At 43.2% G+C, this 15328-nt stretch carries 18 protein-coding genes; 4 read left to right on the top strand and 14 right to left on the bottom strand.

The window, feature by feature from the left end:
• The coding region (locus ACH0QE_RS19425; RefSeq protein WP_415802137.1) for an SDR family NAD(P)-dependent oxidoreductase at positions 1-305 on the bottom strand (305 nt) is incomplete at its 3' end.
• Positions 306-387: 82 nt separating this feature from the next.
• Between ACH0QE_RS19425 and ACH0QE_RS19420 the strand changes: the two genes are divergently transcribed.
• Positions 388-594: a hypothetical protein gene (locus ACH0QE_RS19420; protein ID WP_415802136.1), complete on the top strand. Its 207-nt coding sequence runs from the start codon at positions 388-390 to the stop codon at positions 592-594.
• A gap of 208 nt (positions 595-802) precedes the next feature.
• On the opposite strand, the gene ACH0QE_RS19415 is transcribed toward ACH0QE_RS19420, so the two are convergent.
• The 5 genes from ACH0QE_RS19415 to ACH0QE_RS19395 form a co-directional block, all read right to left on the bottom strand.
• Entirely contained in the window at positions 803-1603 is an 801-nt protein-coding gene (locus ACH0QE_RS19415) for a DUF1444 domain-containing protein (RefSeq protein WP_415802135.1), read from the bottom strand.
• 89 nt (positions 1604-1692) lie between these two features.
• Complete coding sequence (locus tag ACH0QE_RS19410) at positions 1693-2007, bottom strand: thioredoxin family protein (RefSeq protein WP_415802134.1); 315 nt, start codon at positions 2005-2007, stop codon at positions 1693-1695.
• 131 nt (positions 2008-2138) lie between these two features.
• Complete coding sequence (locus tag ACH0QE_RS19405) at positions 2139-2642, bottom strand: hypothetical protein (protein ID WP_415802132.1); 504 nt, start codon at positions 2640-2642, stop codon at positions 2139-2141.
• 480 nt (positions 2643-3122) lie between these two features.
• Positions 3123-3650 (bottom strand): DUF84 family protein, encoded by a 528-nt coding sequence (locus ACH0QE_RS19400; protein WP_415802131.1) that lies wholly within the window; start codon positions 3648-3650, stop codon positions 3123-3125.
• A gap of 64 nt (positions 3651-3714) precedes the next feature.
• Positions 3715-4788, bottom strand: a complete 1074-nt coding sequence (locus ACH0QE_RS19395; protein WP_415802130.1) for a M42 family metallopeptidase — start codon at positions 4786-4788, stop codon at positions 3715-3717.
• Positions 4789-4991: 203 nt separating this feature from the next.
• On the opposite strand from ACH0QE_RS19395, the gene ACH0QE_RS19390 reads away from it, so the two are divergent.
• Positions 4992-5306: a PepSY domain-containing protein gene (locus tag ACH0QE_RS19390; RefSeq protein ID WP_415802129.1), complete on the top strand. Its 315-nt coding sequence runs from the start codon at positions 4992-4994 to the stop codon at positions 5304-5306.
• A 23-nt stretch (positions 5307-5329) separates the two neighbouring features.
• On the opposite strand, the gene ACH0QE_RS19385 is transcribed toward ACH0QE_RS19390, so the two are convergent.
• Together ACH0QE_RS19385 and trmB are read right to left on the bottom strand one after the other, a co-directional pair.
• The gene (locus ACH0QE_RS19385; protein WP_415802138.1) at positions 5330-6181 is read right to left on the bottom strand and encodes a YtnP family quorum-quenching lactonase; all 852 of its coding nucleotides are present in this window, start codon (positions 6179-6181) and stop codon (positions 5330-5332) included.
• Positions 6182-6556: 375 nt separating this feature from the next.
• Positions 6557-7201 (bottom strand): tRNA (guanosine(46)-N7)-methyltransferase TrmB, encoded by a 645-nt coding sequence (trmB, locus tag ACH0QE_RS19380; RefSeq protein ID WP_415802128.1) that lies wholly within the window; start codon positions 7199-7201, stop codon positions 6557-6559.
• Between the two features lie 158 nt (positions 7202-7359).
• Here trmB and ACH0QE_RS19375 point away from each other — a divergent pair, with 158 nt between their 5' ends.
• Positions 7360-7638, top strand: coding sequence for a YtzH-like family protein (locus ACH0QE_RS19375; RefSeq protein ID WP_415802127.1), 279 nt, complete (start codon positions 7360-7362; stop codon positions 7636-7638).
• A 3-nt stretch (positions 7639-7641) separates the two neighbouring features.
• On the opposite strand, the gene ACH0QE_RS19370 is transcribed toward ACH0QE_RS19375, so the two are convergent.
• The 5 genes from ACH0QE_RS19370 to thpR all read right to left on the bottom strand — a co-directional run bounded on the left by ACH0QE_RS19370 (position 7642) and on the right by thpR (position 13410).
• The gene (locus ACH0QE_RS19370; protein WP_415802126.1) at positions 7642-8415 is read right to left on the bottom strand and encodes a phosphotransferase; all 774 of its coding nucleotides are present in this window, start codon (positions 8413-8415) and stop codon (positions 7642-7644) included.
• Positions 8416-8690: 275 nt separating this feature from the next.
• A complete protein-coding gene (gene pulA / locus ACH0QE_RS19365) occupies positions 8691-10841 on the bottom strand; it encodes a type I pullulanase (RefSeq protein WP_415802125.1) in 2151 nt (716 codons plus the stop codon).
• Complete coding sequence (locus ACH0QE_RS19360; RefSeq protein WP_415802124.1) at positions 10828-11808, bottom strand: diacylglycerol/lipid kinase family protein; 981 nt, start codon at positions 11806-11808, stop codon at positions 10828-10830. Before ACH0QE_RS19360 ends, pulA begins: the two co-directional genes overlap by 14 nt.
• A 30-nt stretch (positions 11809-11838) precedes the next feature.
• The gene (locus ACH0QE_RS19355; protein WP_415802123.1) at positions 11839-12798 is read right to left on the bottom strand and encodes an NERD domain-containing protein; all 960 of its coding nucleotides are present in this window, start codon (positions 12796-12798) and stop codon (positions 11839-11841) included.
• Positions 12799-12834: 36 nt separating this feature from the next.
• The gene (gene thpR, locus ACH0QE_RS19350) at positions 12835-13410 is read right to left on the bottom strand and encodes an RNA 2',3'-cyclic phosphodiesterase (RefSeq protein ID WP_415802122.1); all 576 of its coding nucleotides are present in this window, start codon (positions 13408-13410) and stop codon (positions 12835-12837) included.
• A 221-nt stretch (positions 13411-13631) separates the two neighbouring features.
• On the opposite strand from thpR, the gene cysK reads away from it, so the two are divergent.
• A complete protein-coding gene (gene cysK, locus ACH0QE_RS19345; RefSeq protein ID WP_415802121.1) occupies positions 13632-14567 on the top strand; it encodes a cysteine synthase A in 936 nt (311 codons plus the stop codon).
• Positions 14568-14649: 82 nt separating this feature from the next.
• Here cysK and speD read toward each other — a convergent pair.
• Positions 14650-15328, bottom strand: a 679-nt coding sequence (gene speD, locus ACH0QE_RS19340; protein ID WP_415802120.1) for an adenosylmethionine decarboxylase, incomplete at its 5' end; no start/stop codon positions are given.

Here is a 15328-nt window from a genome sequence, read left to right as displayed (position 1 = left end):
TCCTCAAGCTCCATCGCCGGTCGCAGCACGCCTGAAGCTGCATTGTTAACGAAGATATCGAGCCGTCCGAATTCCGCTTCGATTTGTTCGAACATTGCTTTGATTTTGCTGACATCCCCGACATTCGCCTTAACGACAAGGGCTTTTCTGCCAAGAGCTTCTATTTGCTCTGCTGTTTCCTGAGCTGCCTTTTTGCTGCGGGCATAATTGACAACGATGTCATACCCTTCTTTTGCGAGCTTGAGGGCAGCAGCTTTTCCGATCCCCCGGCTGCTTCCGGTAATAAGTGCAACTTTTTGTGTCATGTGAAAATCCCTTTCTATCCAGTTCTTGCTAAGAAAAGCGCAGCGCCTTGGTCAGCCCCGAAAAGCGCTGGAGGGCCGACCGGTGAAGTCGTTCTTTGACTTCATTGGCAGGACCGAAATCGAAATGTATAGCCGACTGTCTAGAAACGCAGAAACTGGAGACTCCGACAAAGAAGCGCTTTTTGCTTCTGCCGGCGGAGTTGAAGTTTCGAAGATTCTAGAAGGCGACACTAGACAATTCGAAATGCGAAGGCGACTGCCCAACTCCGACAAGCGTTGGAGGGCCTGACAGTGAAGTCGCTCTTTGACTTCATTGGCAGGACCGAAACGTCTCGAGGAGTTAGGAGCCGCAGCTAGACAAGCGACTTGAGCTGCTCAAAGCTAACGCTTCTCGCAAGATACTCGTGGAAGCACTCTCATGGATGAAAACTGGCTAGGCGCTGGAACTAGACAATGGAAAAAAGCCCGTTAATTCCGGGCTTTCGTTTCTTTCGTTACTATTCCTTTTTTGTTTTACCTAAAATAAAGATTGGCTCCAATTCTCCATCTTCATATAGGAAGCTTAGGGCAGTGATTGGCACTCTTCCACTCGCAAAAAAGCTCATTGTCATCTGTGCCAGGATATCATATCCAGTGTTATTTTCCACATCGGCGATGATTAAGACATCTTGATGGGGAACGGCTACGGCCATGGTTCCCTTCATTCTTTTCTTCATTTCATTCAAAAAGCTCGTATTCAAAATTCTGCTGGCATCATAACCGTCATTCGAATTGAGGAAATAAAAGGTGTTATCCGCAACACGATCCTCTTTTAGTTTTACGGAGAGGGATCGGACATTGAACAAAGCCGTCTCACGGACCTGACCCGCTGACCATCCTTCTTTTTTCAATAGCTTCGAATCAATCAGCCTGTATGTAGTACCTAAATCCAAAGCGTAATATATCCTTGTTTCCGCGGTATGATCATCATAAAGGAAAGGAACCCCTTCCTCGGCTTCCGATGGAAATGACGTCGACCGGATGACAGGAAAAATATTTTTTTCCTTTCCAGACAGCTCAAGCTGACTTTCCATAGCATTCAGGCCTTCAGTTACATAATAGACGACCTCATCAATCGCTTTTTCCTTCTGTTCCTGCCACTTGGCGACAATCCCAGGAATAGCAATGGTGATGCCGCGACCAGTATTTTTGTTTTCAATTCTCAACTGATCCTTTTCCCGGTCATAGGAAAAAGTCCGGTCAGGATGTTGAAGACGATCCTCCAGCTCTTTCCGCATTTTTCTGCTATCCATTTTCATTTTCTTATCCCTCCATTTCTACAGGAGTTTCTGCAACTCATTTTACATGAAATTTCCCTCCACCTCAAAAGATGGAGGGAAAGAATTAATTAGGCAAGACCTTCAATGAAGTTTTCGATTTCAGATTGTGTCTTTCTATTCTTGCTGACAAAACGGCCAAGCTCTTTGCCGTTTTCAAATGCAACAAAGCTAGGAATGCCATATACATCCAGCTGGATGCAAAGATCGATGAAATCATCACGATCCACAGAAACGAATTCGTATTCGCTGTATTTGCTTTCAATTTCAGGCAATACCGGCTCGATTACACGGCAGTCAGGGCACCAGCCAGCAGTAAATAAAAATATATGTTTACCATCGTTTTTCAACGCTTCGAACTGTTCCATTGATTCCAAGTTTTTCAAAAGAATACCTCCCGGGAAAATCTCATTGTACTTCACTTATTTTACCCATGCATTGAAAAAAAAGAAACTAATCTGATTAAAGCTTCTTTAGTGAGAACTGGAGATAAAAAAAACGCCATCATTGAATGGCGTCACTTTATTTTCACTGAGTTGGCAATTTGCATCATCGCTTCTGCATCTTCTCTCACATTCTCAGTTTCGGTCGTCAACTTGACGCCGCCAATCCCGACAATCAGCTGATAATGGTCCTCTTTTAGCTCTTTTACAAGCATATAGCCAAATTTGCCATCTTTACTGAAGGTCTCATTAGCGTCCCATTCCTTCTGTTGCTTCACAGTGGAATCATAGACGACTTTACTATCTTCTTTTTCATGTTGATTATAAAAAAGAATGTAAGTTTTTGATCCATCTTTGAGCAATACATTATTAGGTGTTTCTTTTTCCACCTTGAAATCCGTCGGCAAGTAATAATCTATATCTTTAGTACTATTGTTTGTTTTTTCTGGTTGACTTTCAAAAGTAGACGCAACATCCTTTTTTATTTCAGCCTTCTGTTCGGAAAATGAGGCAGAACAAGCGCTAAGCAGAAATAATCCCACTATAATAAGCCCAAATGCCCTTCTGAACTTTATCATACTTTTTCCCCCCTTAGTAAGGACTTAACCACTTCTTTTCTATCATACCTTTCTTGTTTGACGGGTGACAAGGCTTGTCGAGTATTTTTTGTTGAAATTTATGATATTTTTCAGAAATTTGTCGATAAATCTTTTGTTACGGTCTAAGGTTGTCCCGGGGGCAAGCTTATTGGTGACCTCTTTTTCCAATTTTTTGCTTTTTCGGTCACTAATCAGCCTCATTGGTGACCTCTTTTTCTAATATCTCACTTTTTCGGGCTCCAGTCGGCATCATTGGTGACCTCTTTTTCTAACATCTCACTTTTTCGGGCTCCAATCGGCATCATTGGTGACCTCTTTTTCCAACATCTCACTTTTTCGGGCTCCAATCGGCATCATTGGTTACCTTTTTTCTAATATTTCACTTCTTCGGGCATCAATGAACTTCATCGCTAGCTTTTAACTAATCCAGAAAAGAGTGAGCAAATAAAAAAACAGCCTTTAGACTGTCTTTTTACCTTGCCCTATTTGATATTCATATTGTCCTGCGAGCAGTTTCATGACATGTGTGAACATTTCGCTTCTGTTGATTTGTCCATTCGTGAAGATTCCAACTGCGCCTTCATTTTTGCGAACGTTTTGTTTTTTTGCATACTCGTCCATTACTGGGCCAAGTTCGACACCCATTAGTAACTGTTGGGCAATTTCATCAGGAAGTGGAAGCCTTGCGCCACCGGCAATGATTGGCTCCATTCCTTTGGCTGCCAGAACTCCCCAATTGCAGAGCATCAGCCCATAAGGTGTCTGCTGAACGCCACCTTCGAGTCCGATGCCAATTTCAGCTTCACCCAGTTCAGCCGCCTGTATGGCCCTGTTGACTGCCCCTTTGATTGTTTCCTCATCAGACATCGGCTGTTCGCTAACACCTGATTCTGCATCGACAGAGATGATTTCGTAGGGATACTCTTTAAAAGCTTCTTTTACTGCATTAATTTTAGCAGGATTTTTTGAACCAACTGTAACTCGCATAATTTGGCCACCTTTCATACATGAAAAAGGAGCAGTTTTACCTGCCCCCTCATTTCTCTTTTCATTAGCTGTTATTCTTGATTGTTTCCACAGTTGTCTTATCTGCTGCTTTTACAAGCTTGACGAGAAGTTCCTTGGCTGCCGCATAATCATCGACATGGATCATTGATGCTGCAGTATGGATGTAGCGTGAGCAGATGCCGATTACGGCGCTTGGGATACCTTGATTGGAAGTGTGTACTCTTCCTGCATCCGTACCACCCTGGGAAACGAAGTACTGGTAAGGAATATCATGTGTCTCCGCCATATCAAGAATGAACTCTCTCATGCCTCGGTGCGTAACCATTGAGCGGTCAAGGATTCTCAACAGAGTACCCTTGCCTAGCTGGCCGAATTCGTTCTTATCACCTGACATATCATTAGCCGGACTTGCATCCAATGCGAAGAAGATGTCCGGGTCAATCATGTTCGCTGCAGTCTGCGCGCCTCTCAAGCCAACCTCTTCCTGGACTGTCGCACCTGAGTACAGCATGTTTGGCAGCTGGATGTCCTTCGTTTCTTTTAAAAGCTCGATTGCCAGGCCGCAGCCATAGCGATTATCCCAGGCTTTAGCAAGAATCTTCTTGTCGTTTGCCATTGGAGTGAACGGACAGATCGGTACGATTTGCTGCCCTGGTTTGATGCCGAGCTTAATGGCATCTTCTTTATCGTCTGCACCAATATCAATCAGCATGTTCTTGATTTCCATTGGCTTATTTCGTTTTGACTCATCCAGCAGATGAGGCGGAATCGATCCGATTACACCAGTAACAGGTCCATCGTTCGTGATGATCTGGACGCGCTGTGCCAAAAGCACCTGGCTCCACCAGCCGCCAAGTGTTTGGAATCTGATCATCCCGTTTTTCGTAATGGATGTGACCATGAAACCAACTTCATCCATATGGCCAGCAACCATGATTCTCGGGCCGTTTGGGTCACCTTTTTTAACGCCGAACACACTGCCCAATTTATCCTGGATCAGTTCATCTGAATACTGTTCTAATTGCTCGCGCATAAATTTACGTACTGCGTGCTCATTGCCCGGGGCTCCAGGCAATTCTGTCAACGTTTTAAACAGGCTCAATGTTTGCTCGTTCATTTAACTTCTCCTTCTCACCAAAAATTTAGATTTACTAAAGATTATGTATTTATAAATTCCATTTTACAGAACATTCATTATCCTTGCCAGTCTTAATCCTGTCATGCACATTTTTTGCGGCATTATTTCTTTGCTACACCTGAGTGATTTGTTATGATGAAGGTAACTTGAAATTCCATATTTAACCTTGGAGGTCCTTGACTATGAACTGGAAAGCCTTTTTCATTGGCGTTGGCGCCGGCCTGGCAGGTGCGTATGCTGTAAAGGAACTTGCGTCACAAAAAGAAACTGTGTCAGCTGATAAAGTACTGAATCATGCGAAGGCAGCGTTTAAAAAATCAGGGCCAATCAGCGGCTCATGGATCAATATGACTGCCGAGCCCTATTCAATAGCACCGATTGATTACCAGGTATATAAAGGCGGCATCTCCCGCAATATCGACGGCAAGGTGGAACAATTTGAATTCATCGCTGATGCATCCACTGGAGCGATCCTCGATGCTTATCCGTTAAATTAATATTTGTTGGAATCTAGACCTGCTTAGCGCAGGTCTATTTTTTTTCTCTCAATTGTTTGAGTTATTTTTCCATCCCGACCGAATTTCAATGCACGATATACCGCATCATGGTAAAAAGTGAACCAGGCGTCCTTGCTGATTCCAAATTCCAGCCATTTCTGCTTGGCGGAAATCGAATCCATAGGGTAATCGTCGTAGGCCATCACCCAGAGAGGATTTTGGTGAGCATGAGTAGGCATGATATCAGCCATGTGAACCACTGTCATCTCTTCATCTTCAATAATAAGAATTGAATGACCATCACTATGGCCACCAGTGTGGATCATTTTGATTGGACCAAATGACCAGTCCTTCTCAAAAGTCTCAACCTGCTGTTCAATCCCCTGCCAGTTTTCTCTCCAGTATGTACTCTTTGACCTGATATTCGGATTCCGCATCTCATTCCACTCTATCTGGGAAGTGATAATGCGCGCGTTCGGGAAAACCGAAACAAGTTCCCCGTCTGAATCCTTCGTCAACCCGCAGGCATGGTCAAAATGCATGTGTGTCATCAATACGTAATCGATATCTTCAGTTGATAAACCCAGTCGATTCAGTTCTGAATCCAGGCTTGATTCCTCAAGTACTCCAAAATTACGTTTTTGCTTCTCATTCAGTTTTCCCTTCCCCATGCCGCTTTCAACAAGGAAATTCTTTCCCTCGGCCTGAATTAAAATCGGATCTGTGCGCAGCTCAATCTGGTTTTTGTCATTAACAGGATATTTTCGCGACCATAGCGGTTTCGGCACAACCCCAAACATCGCACCGCCATCAAGATGAGTGACTCCCCCGTTAAGCCACTCCAGTTTAACATTCCGAAGCTCGAGCTTTTCCATCATGCATCCCCCTTTTTTACTTGATTGTAACACTACAATTTTTAATTTTTAAATAATTCATCTTATATCGATAAAAAGACGGCCATTTTAGGTACAATTTCGAGATTTTTCAGGGAAATATCTTTAACAAGTAGGTTGCATTGTATCTTACCGGCTACTCATCCGATCACTATGTTTATTTTCTGGCCTTTTTCATACAAAAAAATATTTTATTGGCGATATTTTATTTTTATTGGCGATAATAAAGTTTTATTGGCGATTTTCACATTTTATTGGCGAACTGGAAATTATCGCGCTTTTTTTCCAATATTGCTGAGGTTTTTTTCCATGTAAAAAAGCCAATCGACACTGATCGATCGGCCACACTACTACTACTTATTTAGATTGAAACTGTACCTCACAACGATAAATGCGGCTGCCGCGTGAGGAGAATTTCTCCTCGTATTCAGTCATGACGTTGCCTTCGTAATCACTGTTGTGGAGGTCGAGGCTGACGTAGTTAAGTTTCATGCCATAATGCGAGAAGCTTACAAGAGAGTACTCGAACAACCCCTGGTTATCTGTCTTGAAGTGGATCTCTCCATTTTTGACAAGGATGGATTCGTATACTTCAAGGAAAGACTTGAATGTCAGTCTCCTTTTTTCATGGCGTGTCTTTGGCCATGGATCAGAGAAGTTCAAGTAAACTCGGCTGACATCTCCACTTTCAAAGTACTTTGCAAGCTCTGCACCATTTACGTTCATCAGTTTGCAGTTTGGCAAGTCTTCTTCAATCAGCTTGTCCAGCGCGCTGACGATGACGCTTTCCTGCAATTCAATGCCAATATAGTTAATGTCTGGGTTGGCTTTTGCCATCCCAGTGATGAACTGGCCTTTTCCGGTCCCAATCTCGATATGGAGAGGCTGATCCTTCTCAAAAACTTGACCCCAGTTCCCACGGTGCTGTTCCGGTTCATGAATCACAAAATTCGAATACTGAAGTAATTTATCTTTAGCCCATGGCTTGTTTCTTAGTCTCATACTGACACCTCTGTACTATTTTCATTCGTTTCAAACAATATCATGCAACCCATATGTTTTCAAGGTGAAATTTATCCCGCCTGGTCACTCGATGTATAAACACAAAAAGGAATCCACAATCTATATGTGAATTCCTTTAAAACGAAAGGGTGATTATTGTGCCTTTAAGCCATCATGACCAGGTAAATTTATTAAAGGATATATTAAGCAACCAGCAGACTGACTGCTGTGGTTCGGTTGCGGAGTATCAACAATTGGAACGCCTGATTAAGTCGCTGATGGTCAACACGAATGTTGACGGCAACTTCAAATCGATTCTTCAGGATGTTTATCAGTATAGCCAAAATGGCGTCAATGCCTCTGATTTGGAACAGCATATCCAGACAAACCAGGGTCAGCTGTCACAATGGGTAAATGATATAGGCCAATTTTCATAAACATTAAATAAGTGCTTTTAAAAAATCAATCCATTTTTCCATTTCAGGAATACGATTCTGGTTTTTATGCCATTGAATTGCTGAAAGTGATTGTGCGAGTGCATACCATTTCATTCGTTGTTTAAGATTTTCGGACAGGGTGATGCCGTATTTATCCAGCCATTCCTCCCATTCCTCTTCTGGTATATAAGAATACAGTAGAAGTCCGAGGTCAATGGCAGGATCAGCAATCATCGCTCCATCCCAGTCAATTAAATACAACTGGTTGTCTTCGGTAAGCAGCCAGTTGTTATGATTTACATCACAATGGCAAACGACCTTCTCGTCCACATCAATATTGCCAACGTTTCCAGTTAAAAACTTCAATGAATCTATGACAGCTTGCTTCGTGCGAAGCTCCTCATCCAATTCCTCATTCAGCGCATGAAGGAACATCTCAGGCTTCAGCGGGCTTTTTCCAAGCCTGGTAAGCATCCCAAGAAGCGGTTCTGAAGCATGGATTTTCTTCAACAGCTTGGCCACACGGTCATTATTCATATCCCCGGGCTTCAGCTCTCCTCCATTCATCCATTGTTGCGCAGTAATGACATCTCCGTTTTCTAACCTTTTCGTCCAAACAAGCTTGGGTACAATTCCTTCTGCGGAGAGAACAGCAAGAAAAGGGGATGAATTACGTTTTAAAAACAGCCGTTGTTCTTCATGCTGCGCAAAATAAGCGGCACCGGTTGCACCGCCTGCAGGAACGATCTCCCAATCCTGTCCAAATAAATGTTCCAAAGTTAGTCACCTTCATTTATCACTATTTCCCTTATGCTAAAAACCGGAAATGGATTCTATAAAATCAAAATTCACTGTTGTTATACTTATTATCGGAAATAAAAAGACAGCTATTGATAGAAACAATAGCTATCTTATAAATTTTATCCCCTAGAGGTTGAGTACGTCAACCCCATGGACCCTAAATTAATATTGTGAAAAAGTTATCAAAAGAAAAGCATAAGCCCTTTATTGAGTATCTACATGGCTCGACACTGGACTATTCGAGACTATGCCTATTTTGCCAGCACAAACAGCGAGCATGGCTCCAGAAGCACCTTATCTCCTTCTATATGGCGAAATGGCTGTGCTGAAGCATTTTCATGGTCAGCAAGGACACTCCATCTCGTATCTTCTGTTAATTCAACAAGCTGCTGATCCATTGATGGGTTTATGAACACGAGAATTTTTTCCCAATGTCCGCCTTGTTTTATTTCTTTCAGTGAAAAGCCGATCAACGGTGCTGGTAACGAGAAAAATTCCATTTGCCTGCGGATTTGTTCACTGTCAGGAAACCGAAAAGCTTCGTTTGATTTACGAATATCGATGATTCCTTTGATGTAGTGGACATTATCCATGTTTGCATCTCGCAGGTCCCAATCCAGCCAATTTATTTCATCGGGAGACCGGTAGCTGTTGCCAACCCCTTTTTTCGACCTGAAAAATTCCTGGCCGCTGTGCAGAAATGGAATTCCCTGGGCCAGTAATACCATCGACGTCGCCAGCCTGTGCTGCTTTTTTAAAATAGCTTCATCCTGGTCAGGATTACATATTTTCAACTTATCCCACAATGTATGGTTATCATGCGATTCAATGTAATTCACGGATTGTCCCGGCTGCAAAAACAGGCCATGCTTCCGCTTGCCGATTCCAATGCTGCCAGCCATCACTTGTTTTGCAGATTCAAGATAACGATCATTTCCTAATGCGTAGCCTTTATCATAAATGTTAAAAGTACTGCCTTTAATGGAATCGCGGAACCAATCATTAAACTGGCCTATTCCTGGCAGCTTTGCCTGGTTCGAAATATTGGCCTTCCGATCAGGCGGGAGAGGTGTGTTCAAATCCCAGCCTTCCCCAATGATCAAAATGTCTGGATTCAAGCTATTTACTGCCTTCCTGACAGCAGTCATTGTTTCGATATCCAAAATACCCATCAAATCAAAGCGGAAGCCATCTACATGAAATTCATTCAGCCAATACATAACAGAGTCAACGATGAATTTTCTCGCCATCAGCCTTTCGGAGGCGATATCGTTCCCAACTCCGGTCCCATTTGAGGGAAGGCCGTGTGCGTCGTGGCGAAAAAAGTAACCTGGTACAATTTTTTCAAAAGGAGATTCCTCACGGATGTAGACGTGATTATAAACGACGTCCATTATGACACCCATCCCCATGCCGTGTATGGAAGAAATCAACTGCTTAAGCTCCATGATGCGATTATAAGGATTCCTGGGGTCAGAAGCATAGCTCCCATCAGGGACATTATAATGAACCGGATTATATCCCCAGTTATAGTCCCTAGCCCGGTCCAGTTCGTCTACTCCCTCGAAATCATGAACCGGCAGGAGTTCTATATGTGTGACACCGAGATTTTTAATGTAGGAAAGTCCGGTTTCGATCCTCATCGGACTTTTTGTTCCCGCTTCCGCTGCACCCTGGTATGTTCCCTTCCTTTCAGCTCCACTGTTCGGGTGTATCGTCAGGTCCCTGATATGGGCTTCATAGATAATGGCATCAACCGGTTGTCTCAATTTCGGGGCATCAATATGTGCAGCCTTTGCTTTTGACGAATCGATCACGACACCATATTCACCATTGACCGTTAGTGCATTTGCATAAGGATCAACAGCTTCTCTCCACTCAAGATTGATACATACCAGGAACGAATAGCGATAAAGTTCCAGATTCCTTGCTAACTCTATACTCCATACACCCTTATCACAACGTTTCATATCGAAAAGCTCGGGGTTTTGGTCATCTTCCTTGAAAATCCTAATCTTTATTTTTGTAGCGGTCGGAGCCCATAACTTGAAAAGAGTTTTATCAGGTGTGTAGCTGACACCAAGATCATCGCCGCCGTAAAAAAATAATGAATCAAATTCCTCTGTTCGGATGACGGCTCCGATCTGCAGATCCGTTTGGCCGCCATGTTCATCCAAAATCACGTATGTTTTGCCTAGCTGGGGCCTAATACTTGATAAGCAAATGTATTTTACTGCATCCTCCAGCAATACCTTCTCCTGGATTGCCAAAGGCAAATCAACGCCCTCTCCTTTAAGTCGGAACTCATTGGAGTTTCCTTCAAAATAAGAATAAGGAAGCAATACAGTAATAACATCCACTTGATCAAGATAGGCGTTAAATTCCCTTTCAATGGCAATCATTCATTTTCAACTCCTCGGTATGCCCTGGATTGTTTTTACCAGATAGAATTTTCAAGGCTTTTGGACATGCCTGGATTTTCAGCGGTGTATGTCCGATCGCTTCACCATCTGCATGAGCTAAAACTTCACCAGTGGATTCAATGGTGATCGATTTGCCGGTAAACTGCTCTACCTCCCGGAACATTGTATGCTTTCCCCAGAAGACGCTGACGAAAACCAATAGCAGCTTCAATCTCGAAATCCTGTGCACGACAGTGATGTCGAGAATTCCGTCATCTGCGAGAGCAGCAGGAGCAATCTTCATGCCCCCTCCGTAGTATGGCTGGTTCGAAACGGTGACAAACCAGGCGTTGCTATATCTGTACACTTTGCCATCAATCGTCACTTCTATTGGAATCGTCCTGAATGTGAGCAGTTTTTTGACAAGGATATAAACATAGACCAGCCTGCCCAATGAAAATTGGTTCAGGAGCTGTTTCATCCGGGACTCATTTGAATCCTTCGCAACTGCAGCATCAAAGCCTACTCCCATATTATTCATAAAATAGGTTTCCTGTAATTCATTGTGCTGAATTTTTCCGATATCGATTTCATCTGTTTGGCTACTACTCTTATCCACCAATAAACGCAAGGCATCGACCGACTTTTTTGGAATTAGAAAGCCTCTTGAAAAATCATTCCCTGACCCGCCAGGAATGAATCCGACAGTGATGTTCGAATAGGATGCGGCACCGTTAACCACTTCATGCAATGTCCCGTCCCCTCCGACTGCCGCAATCACTGTTTGGTTTTCGACGGCCTTAAGGGCAATAGACTGTGCAAGCTCCTGCGCATGCCCCGGGTACTCAGTAAAAAAGGCAAGATACGAAATGTCCAATTTCTTCAGTTCTATTTCTATGTTTCTCCAAATCTCCCGGCAGCTCCCATTTTTTGCATTGGGATTGACGATAAAATAGATCTTCTCCATATGATCAACCTTTATCTATTTAATAGGTTTTTATTCTTCGCTCTTCGGACTGTTTTCCCACTCAAGCCTTCTTACTGATGTTGTCTGGCAATACTGCAGGAGAACCTGCGCTGCTTTTAATTGCATATGCTTTAATGGAGATTTCATGCCTCTCAGGGACATGAACCATTCCTCAAAATTGCGTTTTTCAATGAATTGCACGCCATAAGGCTGGAGTGGATAGTCAAAGAATCCATTCCTGCTGATCAGAAGCTTTTGCACTGGAAGGTCGACTCCGTACATATCAAAAAGAGTCTTGACGATTTTCTCTGTTCGGTTAAGCGCAATCAGCGGATTCAGGATTTTCTTTTCCCTATTTCTCGTTTTCTTGATCCAAAAGCGGTCCTTTGACCCGACATAAGCAGCATCCTCTTCCGCTTCGATGAATGAAATGCACATGGCTGCAGCAGGAGTGATGATGATTAACTCCGCCTCAACCGGCGCTTTTTTTAATAAAAATATAGGTTTATATAAAATGAGGAATGTGTCAGGAAATCGCTGCAGCAAAAATTTTAATGTCGGATCATTTTTGAATTCTTTTTCGATAAAGGATCTTTCCGTCAAAGTCGAGCTGGCCCATTTCAGCTGGAATGGCAGCAAGCCGTCGAGGAAATGTTGTTTTAATTCTTCAATCGTTTTTATGTTAGTGATTGAATTCAAAGAACCAGCGTCCATCAAATTCTCCTGGGCTTCCAGGTACTCATGGGCACTTTCCTCCTTCATAGGCTCTTGCTGACGCACGATACTTTTGAGCTTATGAAGGATATTATTGGGCTGCTCTTCCTGTTGTGGATCAATGAAGTTTTCAATCTTTTGTTCAGGACCGTTTTCCCATTTGTCCTTAATGCCCTCCCATTGCTTTTTCTTCAGACGGACATATCTTGAGGGGTAAAGGTAAATGTCCTGGGCATAGCGTGATACATAGTCTTGAAGCTTGATTAATTGTGCCATAGATTGACCTGCCTTTATTCCTGCTTCCAAATCACATTAAGACCGGGAAGCTAGCGGGAATAGTGTAATTGGTTCATATTTTGGACTTTTCCCCAAATGAGTCTTGTACAAAACGACCCTTTCAGCATGAAAAGTTAGTTCTTCTTTGAATGGATTCATTGCCTCTAGCTTGTCAGGGGTGAAAGCTTCCTCCCCAACCCATTTCCTGGCGATGGTGATATGAGGGCTGAACGGGCGTGTTTCAAGGGTAAAACCAGAGTCCACGCATGCCGTAAACACAGCAGCTCTAACATCATTCAATTGTTTAAATTCTTCAAGTCCCGCCCAAAAAATCCTCGGAGAGTCCTTTCGGCCAAAGATACCTAAATGATCGATTTTCATTTTAAATGATGTTTCGTTATTTAGTGCTGCGGCAATCAGTTCATTGGCCGCCTGTATTTTCGCTTCTGGAGCATTTCCAAGGAATGCGAGCGTAATATGTAAATCCTGCGGATGTACCCAGGTTTTGAAAGGCATTTCACCTTGCAGACTGCGGATTTTGCCCTTCAGGATTTCTTTTGTCTCCCTAGGAAGTTCGAGAGCATAGAAATAATGTGTTTGCTGACCCGTCAATCAAATACACCCTTTCCTGTCCACTTGAATTTATTGTAGCAAATGGTATGTGATATTGGCAGAACTTCCTAATAAACATTTCTAATCCATACAAGTTGATAGGAATAGTCTTTTTTTATATGATTAAAAGAAGCTAACATTATTTTTCAGTTGCTTATCATCAATTATTCACTTAAATGGAAATACTAAAGCAGGTCGATATCGATCAAGGAGGCTATTACATGAGAGTCGTTAATAATATTGCTTCATTAATTGGGGAAACGCCGCTTGTAAAATTAAACAAGCTGGCGCCCGAGGGCGGGGCATCAGTTTACCTCAAGCTTGAATACTTCAACCCCAGCAAAAGCGTAAAAGACAGGGCTGCATTCAGTATGATCGTTTCAGCTGAAAATGAAGGAAAGCTGAAACCTGGCGCTACAATCATTGAACCAACAAGCGGGAACACCGGCATCGGCCTGGCTATGAACGCTGCGGCAAGAGGCTATAAAGCGATCCTTGTCATGCCGGACACAATGACAGAGGAAAGAATCAATCTGTTAAAAGCGTATGGAGCAGAAGTCGTGCTGACTCCAGGCGATGAAAAAATGCCTGGCGCGATCAAAAAAGCGGAAGAGTTAGTAAATGAAATTCCCGACAGCTTTATGCCGATGCAGTTTGAAAATGGAGCGAATCCTGATGCCCACAGGCAAACAACAGCAAGAGAGATCATCGATGCGATGGAGGAACTGAAAAAGCCGCTCAGCGCGTTCGTAGCTACAGCTGGAACTGGCGGGACCATCACTGGTACAGGCGAAGCTTTGAAAGAAGAGTTCCCTGATCTTGCAGTACACGTTGTTGAGCCTGCCGGATCGCCAGTGCTCTCCGGCGGCAAGCCGGGGAAGCACAAATTGGTCGGAACAAGTCCAGGCTTTATCCCAAAAATCCTCAATCAGGATGTATATGAGAAAATCCATAAAATCGAGGATGAAGATGCTTATGAAACGGCACGAAGACTTGCCAAAGAAGAAGGCATCCTAGTCGGCCCATCATCAGGAGCCGCCTGCTTCGCCGCCATCAATGTCGCTAAGGATCTAAACCCGGACGAAGTCGTCATCTGCATTGCCTGCGACACAGGAGAAAGATACCTTTCAAGCGATTTATTCAGGTTTGAGGATTAGCATCATCGCTATAAGGGTCCCGAGAAATAACTAAAATAAAGTATCAAAAAGGCGTGTGGTCAGCCACACGCCTTTTTACTGGTTATTTTTCCAGCTCTTCTTCTTCGTCTTCAAAAATCGTTCCTGAATGGAGTGTCACTCCTGATACGATTTCTTCCATTTCATCCTGGATTCTTTCGGTGATTTCATCTCGTTCTTCCGGAGATAATTCTTCTTTTGTATAGCCGAAAAGGTAATTATCCAAATCAAATTCTCTTAGCTTGCACTTTGTATGGAAAATATTTTCCTGATACACATTGATATCGACCATATCGAATTGATCTTTTACTTCCTCAGGAATATAGTTTTGAATTGAGCTGATATCGTGATCGATGAACAATTTATTGCCATCTTTATCACGTGTAAAGCCTCTTACCTTGTAGTCGATTGTCATAACATCAGTTTCGAAGGAATGGATCAAATAATTCAACGCCTTCAGCGGCGAGATTTCTCCGCATGTAGATACATCGATATCAGCCCTGAAGGTACTGATTCCCTCGTCCGGGTGGAATTCTGGGTACGTATGGACCGTGATATGGCTTTTATCCAGCTGTAAGACGACATTGTCAGGCAGCGGTCCTGGCGACTCGTCATATGCTTCATCAGGAACCTCCACGACCGGTCCTTCAGAAACTAGGATGGTCACACTGGCTCCCTGCGGCACATAATCCTGCTTGGCCACATTCAGAACATGCGCACCAATAATATCTGAAACGTGAGTG

Origin of the sequence: Mesobacillus sp., assembly GCF_047739415.1 — a bacterium.
Classification (GTDB): domain Bacteria; phylum Bacillota; class Bacilli; order Bacillales; family Cytobacillaceae; genus Mesobacillus.
Note: the sequence above shows the minus strand (reverse complement) of the source record. Positions and strands in the feature narration are given on the sequence as shown.

Bases quoted from the DNA above. Each gene is read 5' to 3' on its own strand.
- cysK (WP_415802121.1), top strand. From the start codon at position 13,632: ATGAGAGTCGTTAATAATATTGCTTCATTAATTGGGGAAACGCCGCTT.
- trmB (WP_415802128.1), bottom strand. From the start codon at position 7,201: ATGAGACTAAGAAACAAGCCATGGGCTAAAGATAAATTACTTCAGTAT.
- ACH0QE_RS19390 (WP_415802129.1), top strand. From the start codon at position 4,992: ATGAACTGGAAAGCCTTTTTCATTGGCGTTGGCGCCGGCCTGGCAGGT.
- ACH0QE_RS19355 (WP_415802123.1), bottom strand. From the start codon at position 12,798: ATGGCACAATTAATCAAGCTTCAAGACTATGTATCACGCTATGCCCAG.
- ACH0QE_RS19385 (WP_415802138.1), bottom strand. From the start codon at position 6,181: ATGGAAAAGCTCGAGCTTCGGAATGTTAAACTGGAGTGGCTTAACGGG.
- ACH0QE_RS19395 (WP_415802130.1), bottom strand. From the start codon at position 4,788: ATGAACGAGCAAACATTGAGCCTGTTTAAAACGTTGACAGAATTGCCT.
- ACH0QE_RS19415 (WP_415802135.1), bottom strand. From the start codon at position 1,603: ATGAAAATGGATAGCAGAAAAATGCGGAAAGAGCTGGAGGATCGTCTT.
- ACH0QE_RS19405 (WP_415802132.1), bottom strand. From the start codon at position 2,642: ATGATAAAGTTCAGAAGGGCATTTGGGCTTATTATAGTGGGATTATTT.
- ACH0QE_RS19400 (WP_415802131.1), bottom strand. From the start codon at position 3,650: ATGCGAGTTACAGTTGGTTCAAAAAATCCTGCTAAAATTAATGCAGTA.
- ACH0QE_RS19360 (WP_415802124.1), bottom strand. From the start codon at position 11,808: ATGGAGAAGATCTATTTTATCGTCAATCCCAATGCAAAAAATGGGAGC.
- pulA (WP_415802125.1), bottom strand. From the start codon at position 10,841: ATGATTGCCATTGAAAGGGAATTTAACGCCTATCTTGATCAAGTGGAT.